General features: G+C 68.4%; 6 protein-coding genes. 4 read left to right on the top strand and 2 right to left on the bottom strand.

Translation table 11 applies throughout. From position 1 onward, the window contains the following. The first annotated feature begins 82 nt into the window (after positions 1-82). Both ACDELDRAFT_RS18880 and ACDELDRAFT_RS18875 read left to right on the top strand, forming a co-directional pair. Positions 83-571, top strand: a complete 489-nt coding sequence (locus ACDELDRAFT_RS18880) for a MaoC family dehydratase (protein ID WP_005799620.1) — start codon at positions 83-85, stop codon at positions 569-571. A gap of 29 nt (positions 572-600) precedes the next feature. Beyond that, complete coding sequence (locus tag ACDELDRAFT_RS18875) at positions 601-1590, top strand: Bug family tripartite tricarboxylate transporter substrate binding protein (protein WP_005799619.1); 990 nt, start codon at positions 601-603, stop codon at positions 1588-1590. Between the two features lie 327 nt (positions 1591-1917). Here the strand turns inward: ACDELDRAFT_RS18875 and ACDELDRAFT_RS23730 are convergent, their stop codons facing one another. Next, positions 1918-2181 (bottom strand): hypothetical protein, encoded by a 264-nt coding sequence (locus ACDELDRAFT_RS23730; protein ID WP_198403268.1) that lies wholly within the window; start codon positions 2179-2181, stop codon positions 1918-1920. 560 nt (positions 2182-2741) lie between these two features. Here ACDELDRAFT_RS23730 and ACDELDRAFT_RS26115 point away from each other — a divergent pair. Next, complete coding sequence (locus tag ACDELDRAFT_RS26115; protein WP_005799617.1) at positions 2742-2933, top strand: hypothetical protein; 192 nt, start codon at positions 2742-2744, stop codon at positions 2931-2933. Between the two features lie 345 nt (positions 2934-3278). Continuing rightward, positions 3279-3911, top strand: a complete 633-nt coding sequence (gene pssA / locus ACDELDRAFT_RS18860) for a CDP-diacylglycerol--serine O-phosphatidyltransferase (RefSeq protein ID WP_040329901.1) — start codon at positions 3279-3281, stop codon at positions 3909-3911. A gap of 86 nt (positions 3912-3997) precedes the next feature. Here the strand turns inward: pssA and ACDELDRAFT_RS18855 are convergent, their stop codons facing one another. Next, complete coding sequence (locus ACDELDRAFT_RS18855; protein WP_005799615.1) at positions 3998-4921, bottom strand: DMT family transporter; 924 nt, start codon at positions 4919-4921, stop codon at positions 3998-4000. Between the last annotated feature and the right edge of the window lie 264 nt (positions 4922-5185).

Raw genomic sequence — 5185 nt, 5'->3', positions numbered from 1 at the left:
GGGCGCGCACATCGAGGCGCTGGTCGAACAAGGCGCCGCCGTTGCGGCATCCGTCCCCACCACCTGAAGGAACTTTGATCCCATGACCGCAGAGCACACCGCCACCCCCGTCGATTCCTCCCTGCCCCGCCTGGGCCAGGGCTTTGTCTGGCAAGACCTGGCCGCGGGGCAGCGCTTTCGCACCTTCCGGCGCACCATCACCGAGACCGACCTCGTCAATTTCATCGGCGTGACCGGCATGCTCGAGGCCATCTTCATCGAAGAGGGCTACGAAGGCGCCGCGATGGCCGGCCGCCCCGTGCCGGGCGCGCTCACCTACACGCTGATCGAAGGCTTCATCCTGCAGACCATGATCCAGGGCACGGGCCTGGCCATGCTGGAGCTGCACCAGAAGATCCTGGCCCCGGTGGTGGTGGGCGACACCATCGAGGCCGTGGTCGAGGTCACGGACATCCGTCCCACCTCGCGCAGCGGACGCGCCGTCGTCACCTCGCGCATCGACGTGTTCAACCAGCGCTCGGTGCTGGTGATGACCTACACCGCCACGCGCCTTCTCGCGGGGCGCGCCTGAATTCCGACAACGACGACAAGGAGACAAGCATGCAATTTTCATCAACCCGGGCAAGGCGGCGCGCCGTGCTGTGCGCAGCCCTTGTGGCGGCCTTGGCGCCTTGTGGCGCGGCCCATGCGCAGGCCTATCCGGCCAAACCCATCACCATGGTCGTGCCCTTTCCTCCGGGCGGCCCCACGGACCTCGTGGCGCGGGTGCTGGCGCAGAAGATGGGCGAGCAACTGGGGCAGCCCGTGGTGGTGGACAACAAGCCCGGTGCCAACGGCAACATCGCGGCCGGGCAGGTGGGCAAGGCGGCGGGCGATGGCTACACCCTGCTCTACAACACGTCGTCGATCACGCTCAGCCCGGCGCTCTACAAGAGCCTTTCCTACGATGTGCAGCGCGACCTCGCTCCCGTGGCGCTCACGGCCGTGGTGCCCCTGGCCCTGGTGGTGCACCCCAGCGTGCCCGCCAACAACGTGCGCGAGTTCGTGGCCTATGCCAAGGCCCATCCGGGCAAGATGTCGTACGGATCGGCGGGCAACGGCAACGTGACGCACCTGGCCGCCTTCCAGCTGGTGAAGGCCCTGGGCATCGATGCCACGCACGTGCCCTACCGGGGCAGCGCCCCTGCGGACGTCGACCTCGTAGCCGGCCAGATCCAGTTCATGACCGACACCATCAACTCGGTGATGTCTTTCGTGAAGGACAAGCGCATGAAGTTGCTGGCCGTCACCACCAGCAAGCGCATGTCGCTCTTTCCCGAGGTGCCCACACTGGCCGAGACCGTGATGCCCGCCTTCGAGGCCGGTGCGTGGCAGGGCATCATGGTGCCTGCCAGCACGCCGCCTGCCATCGTGCAGCGCCTGAACGCGGAGATCAACAAGGCCCTGCAGAGCGCCGACGTGCGCGAGAAGCTGGCGCTGCAAGGGGCCGAGCCGCTGGGCTCCACGCCCGCCGAGTACGGCGAATACGTCAAGAAGGAAATGGCCCGCTGGGCCGCCGTCGTGAAATCGTCGGGCGTCACCCTGGACTGAGCTTCGCGCCGCCCGCTGCATGTCGCACTGGCGGGGTGCGGCATTGGCCTGCGGGCGCGGGGCGGTAGATTGCCGGGGGTTCTCTGCCATTCCACCCACCACCCGTGTCACCCATGCGCCGCACCTCCACCCAGGGGCTCTTCCGAGCTCCGGCCGTGCCGTGCGCATGGCAGGGCTTGCGCGCCCGCAGCTGATACGGCGCCGGCCTGGGTGTGACAGGCCGGCGCACCGGCCGCCGCACGCGCCGTGCCAGCCGCCTTCTCTTGCGCACACAACTCTTTTTGGCGCCACGCCTGTGCTTGCGGCCGCCGGTGTAATGTCGGGGCCTTAGAACCTGTTGACGATCTTCTCGGGGTCGCGCAAGTACCTTGCCGGGACGGGCTGCAAGGCGCGGTGCGCAGGGGATACCTCGGCCATCAACAGGCGCCGCAACGCCGCAGACCGCCCGGCAAGGCGCTTGCCCGAGGGTGGGAGTGAAATCGGGCGATGGAATGCCTCGGCCGCTTGCATGGGCATGCGCCCATGCAGCGCATCCGAGGCATCCACCCATCCCGATGGCACTCCAACGCGATCCCCGAAAAGATCGTCCACAGGTTCTTGGCACTCCAGGAGCCTGCCATGGGCCTTGCTCTGTCCTTTGTTCCGTTTCGCTGCTGTTGCGTGCGGCAGCTTTGTCGGCGCCGCGGTCGCCGTCACGTCCGGCCTTGCGGCCCGCAGGTTCCATGCGCACTGCATGGCAGCGCCCCGCCGAGTTGCGCATCGATGTCGAGCCCGAAGCCATGGGCCCATCGCGCAGGAGCTCGACACCCTGCACGGGCGCCTGTACACCCCGGGCGACCGGCTGCATGGCCGGTCGTCGCTGCCGTTGCCCCAGCCTGGCTTTCGCATGCGCCGCCGCGAAGCCGACGGAGAGTGGTACGTGTATGTTGAAGACCTGCACCACCACCGCTTGGCGGGCTACACGGTCTTCAATCGCCCCGTCGAAGTGGACCGCCACGCCGACGCGCACGTGCGCGCGCCGCATTCCCGCTTCGGCGCTCCTTACCGGCGGCGCGGGCTGGCCACGGCGGTTTACCGCTGGGGCCTGGATTCGGGGCTGTGCCTGGTGTCGGGCGCGCCAGTCGCTGGGCGCGCACGCGCTGTAGCAGGCGTTGGCCCATCACCACGAAACCGGCTACGTGGACCTGCGCGAAAAGCGGCTGCGCTACCTGGGCCGCGAGGTGGCGCCGGCGCTGCGCGACGAACTGGGTGTGCGCCGGCTGCTGCTGGGCCGGGGATGGACGCTCGAGGGCTTTTGCGCGGCCGTGCGCATGACCGACGGGCCACCGCGACCGGCGGGTTGACGCTTGCCGGGCCCGGGCCCGCGCGGCATGCAGGGCATGCGATGCTGAGGCCGTGGACCGTGGACCGTGGACCGTGGACCGTGGACCGTGGACCGTGGACCGTGGACCGTGGACCGTGGACGCAACGGCACGGCTGCACAGCGGGGGCATTCGATCGCCCCTGCACAACCTCCAGCGCTGCGCTGCCGCAGGCCCCGGCTGAGGGCCCATCTTGTTACATGGTGTTGGGTGGTGGCGCCGGGCGGGGGGCGCCGTTCATAATGGGCCCAACCCCTGGGGCTGCGGTCGGTGCAGCGGGCGCACGCCCCTTTTGCCCCTCTCGCCCCATTTCCGACCCAGGAGCGCATGGCCGTGAACCAACCTTCCCCACCCAAACGCTTTTCCATGATCCGCGAATTCCACCTCGCAGACTGGTTCACTCTTGGCAATGCCATCTGCGGAACAGGGGCCCTATTCTCCAGCATGACCTACCTCGAGACCGGCGACGTGCGGCACGTGTACTTTGCCTGCGCGCTGGTGCTGGCCGCGCTGATCTTCGACGTGCTCGATGGCCGCGTTGCCCGCTGGCGCCAGAAAAGCTCGGCCATGGGCCGTGAACTTGATTCGCTGGCCGATGTGATCTCGTTTGGCGTGGCCCCCGCCATCATTGCCTACGGCTGCGGAATGCAGGGCCTGTATGACCGGGTTGTGCTGGCCTACTTCGTGGCCTGCGGTGTCTCGCGGCTGGCGCGCTACAACGTTACGGCCGAAACGCTGGCAGGCAAAGACGGCAAGGTGAAGTACTTCGAGGGCACGCCGATTCCCACCTCCATCGTGCTGGTCGGGCTGCTGGCGCTGGCAGCCTCGCTGGGCGCCGTGCGCGAACACCTGTGGTTCGGCAAGGTGCTGGTGGGGGGCTTCACGTTGCACCCGCTGGTGCTGCTGTTCGCCGCATCGGGCTCGCTGATGATCAGCCGCATCCGCATCCCCAAGCTCTGACGGGGTGGGATGGGTATCTGTATGCTGCAAAAAACATAGCTGCTTGCGCTTTGCTGAAAAGCGCTACAGCCGGTTTTGATTGAAAATCAGGCGGCCACCGGCTTGCGGTTGACCAGCACGATGCCTGCGGCCACCAGCACCAGCGCCGTCACCAGCCCTGCGGTGACGGGCTCGCCCAGCCCCAGTGCGCCAAACAGCAGCGCGAACACCGGGGTGAGAAAAACGAACACCGAGATCTTGGTGGCCGGGTAGTGCGCCAGCATCCACATCCAGGCCAGGTAGCTCATGAAGGCGCCCACCAGCGCCTGGGCCAGCAGCGAGCCCCAGGCAAAGGCGCTGAAGCGCCACGCCCATGGCTCGCCCAGTCCCCAGGACAGCAGCGGCAGCACCGCCGTGCTCACGGCCACCTGGTAGAACAGTTGCTTGGCCGGGGCCACGCGCGCGAGCGGCGTGGTGCGGATTACCACGGTGGTCAGCGCCCACATCAGGCCAGCGGCCAGCCCTAGCAGGTCGCCCAGCCAGGCCTGGGGCAGGGCGGTATTGGCGGGGCCCAGCAGCCCGTCGCCCAGCGCCAGGCCCACGCCAATGAACGCGGCGCCCAGGCCCAGCCACTGCCAGCCTTGCAGGCGCTCTGCGGGCACAAAGCGCGGCAGCAGCAGGGCCACCCAGAAAGGCGAGGCGTACAGAAACACCGTGAGCCGCGATGCGCTGGTGTATTGCAGGCCTAGGTAGATGCACGCGAACTCGCCCGCGAACAATGCCCCGGCCAGCAGGCCTGCGCGTTGTGCGCCCCGCGGCTCGGCAGCGCCTGACAGGGGAACGCCGCGCCACAGGCACCATGCGGCCACGGCGACGCTGGCCAGCGCAAAGCGCACGAAAGCCTGGAAGACCGGCGCCACCTCGGCCACCGTGGCCTTGACCAGCACCTGCTGAAAGCCCCAGAACATGCAGCAGGCGAGCAGCACGGAGATGGCCAGGGAGTCGATGTGTGTTTTGCGGGCGTGGGGCATCGCTCAATTATGAAAGCGCGCGTTGCGCGCAGCCTGTCCCCGGCGTGCTCCCGGCATGCTCCGCCGCCAGGCGCCGGCTGGCGCCTCCGCGCGCTGGTCAGATCAGGCATCGGCGAGCGCCGCCGCGGTTTTTGTCCCCCGATCTCCAGGCGTCTCAGCCTGCGGCCGCGCAACGCGAAGCCTTGCGATGGGCCGGTGTCTGACAGGGCCGGGCGCCAGCGCGCGTGGCCGGGTATGGTGCTGTGGCGGCGCAGCTCGGCCACG

The sequence above is a fragment of the Acidovorax delafieldii 2AN genome (genome assembly GCF_000175235.1).
Lineage (GTDB): Bacteria > Pseudomonadota > Gammaproteobacteria > Burkholderiales > Burkholderiaceae_C > Acidovorax > Acidovorax delafieldii_B.
Note: the sequence above shows the minus strand (reverse complement) of the source record. Positions and strands in the feature narration are given on the sequence as shown.

Bases quoted from the DNA above. Each gene is read 5' to 3' on its own strand.
- ACDELDRAFT_RS18880 (WP_005799620.1), top strand. From the start codon at position 83: ATGACCGCAGAGCACACCGCCACCCCCGTCGATTCCTCCCTGCCCCGC.
- ACDELDRAFT_RS18855 (WP_005799615.1), bottom strand. From the start codon at position 4,921: ATGCCCCACGCCCGCAAAACACACATCGACTCCCTGGCCATCTCCGTG.
- ACDELDRAFT_RS18875 (WP_005799619.1), top strand. From the start codon at position 601: ATGCAATTTTCATCAACCCGGGCAAGGCGGCGCGCCGTGCTGTGCGCA.
- pssA (WP_040329901.1), top strand. From the start codon at position 3,279: ATGGCCGTGAACCAACCTTCCCCACCCAAACGCTTTTCCATGATCCGC.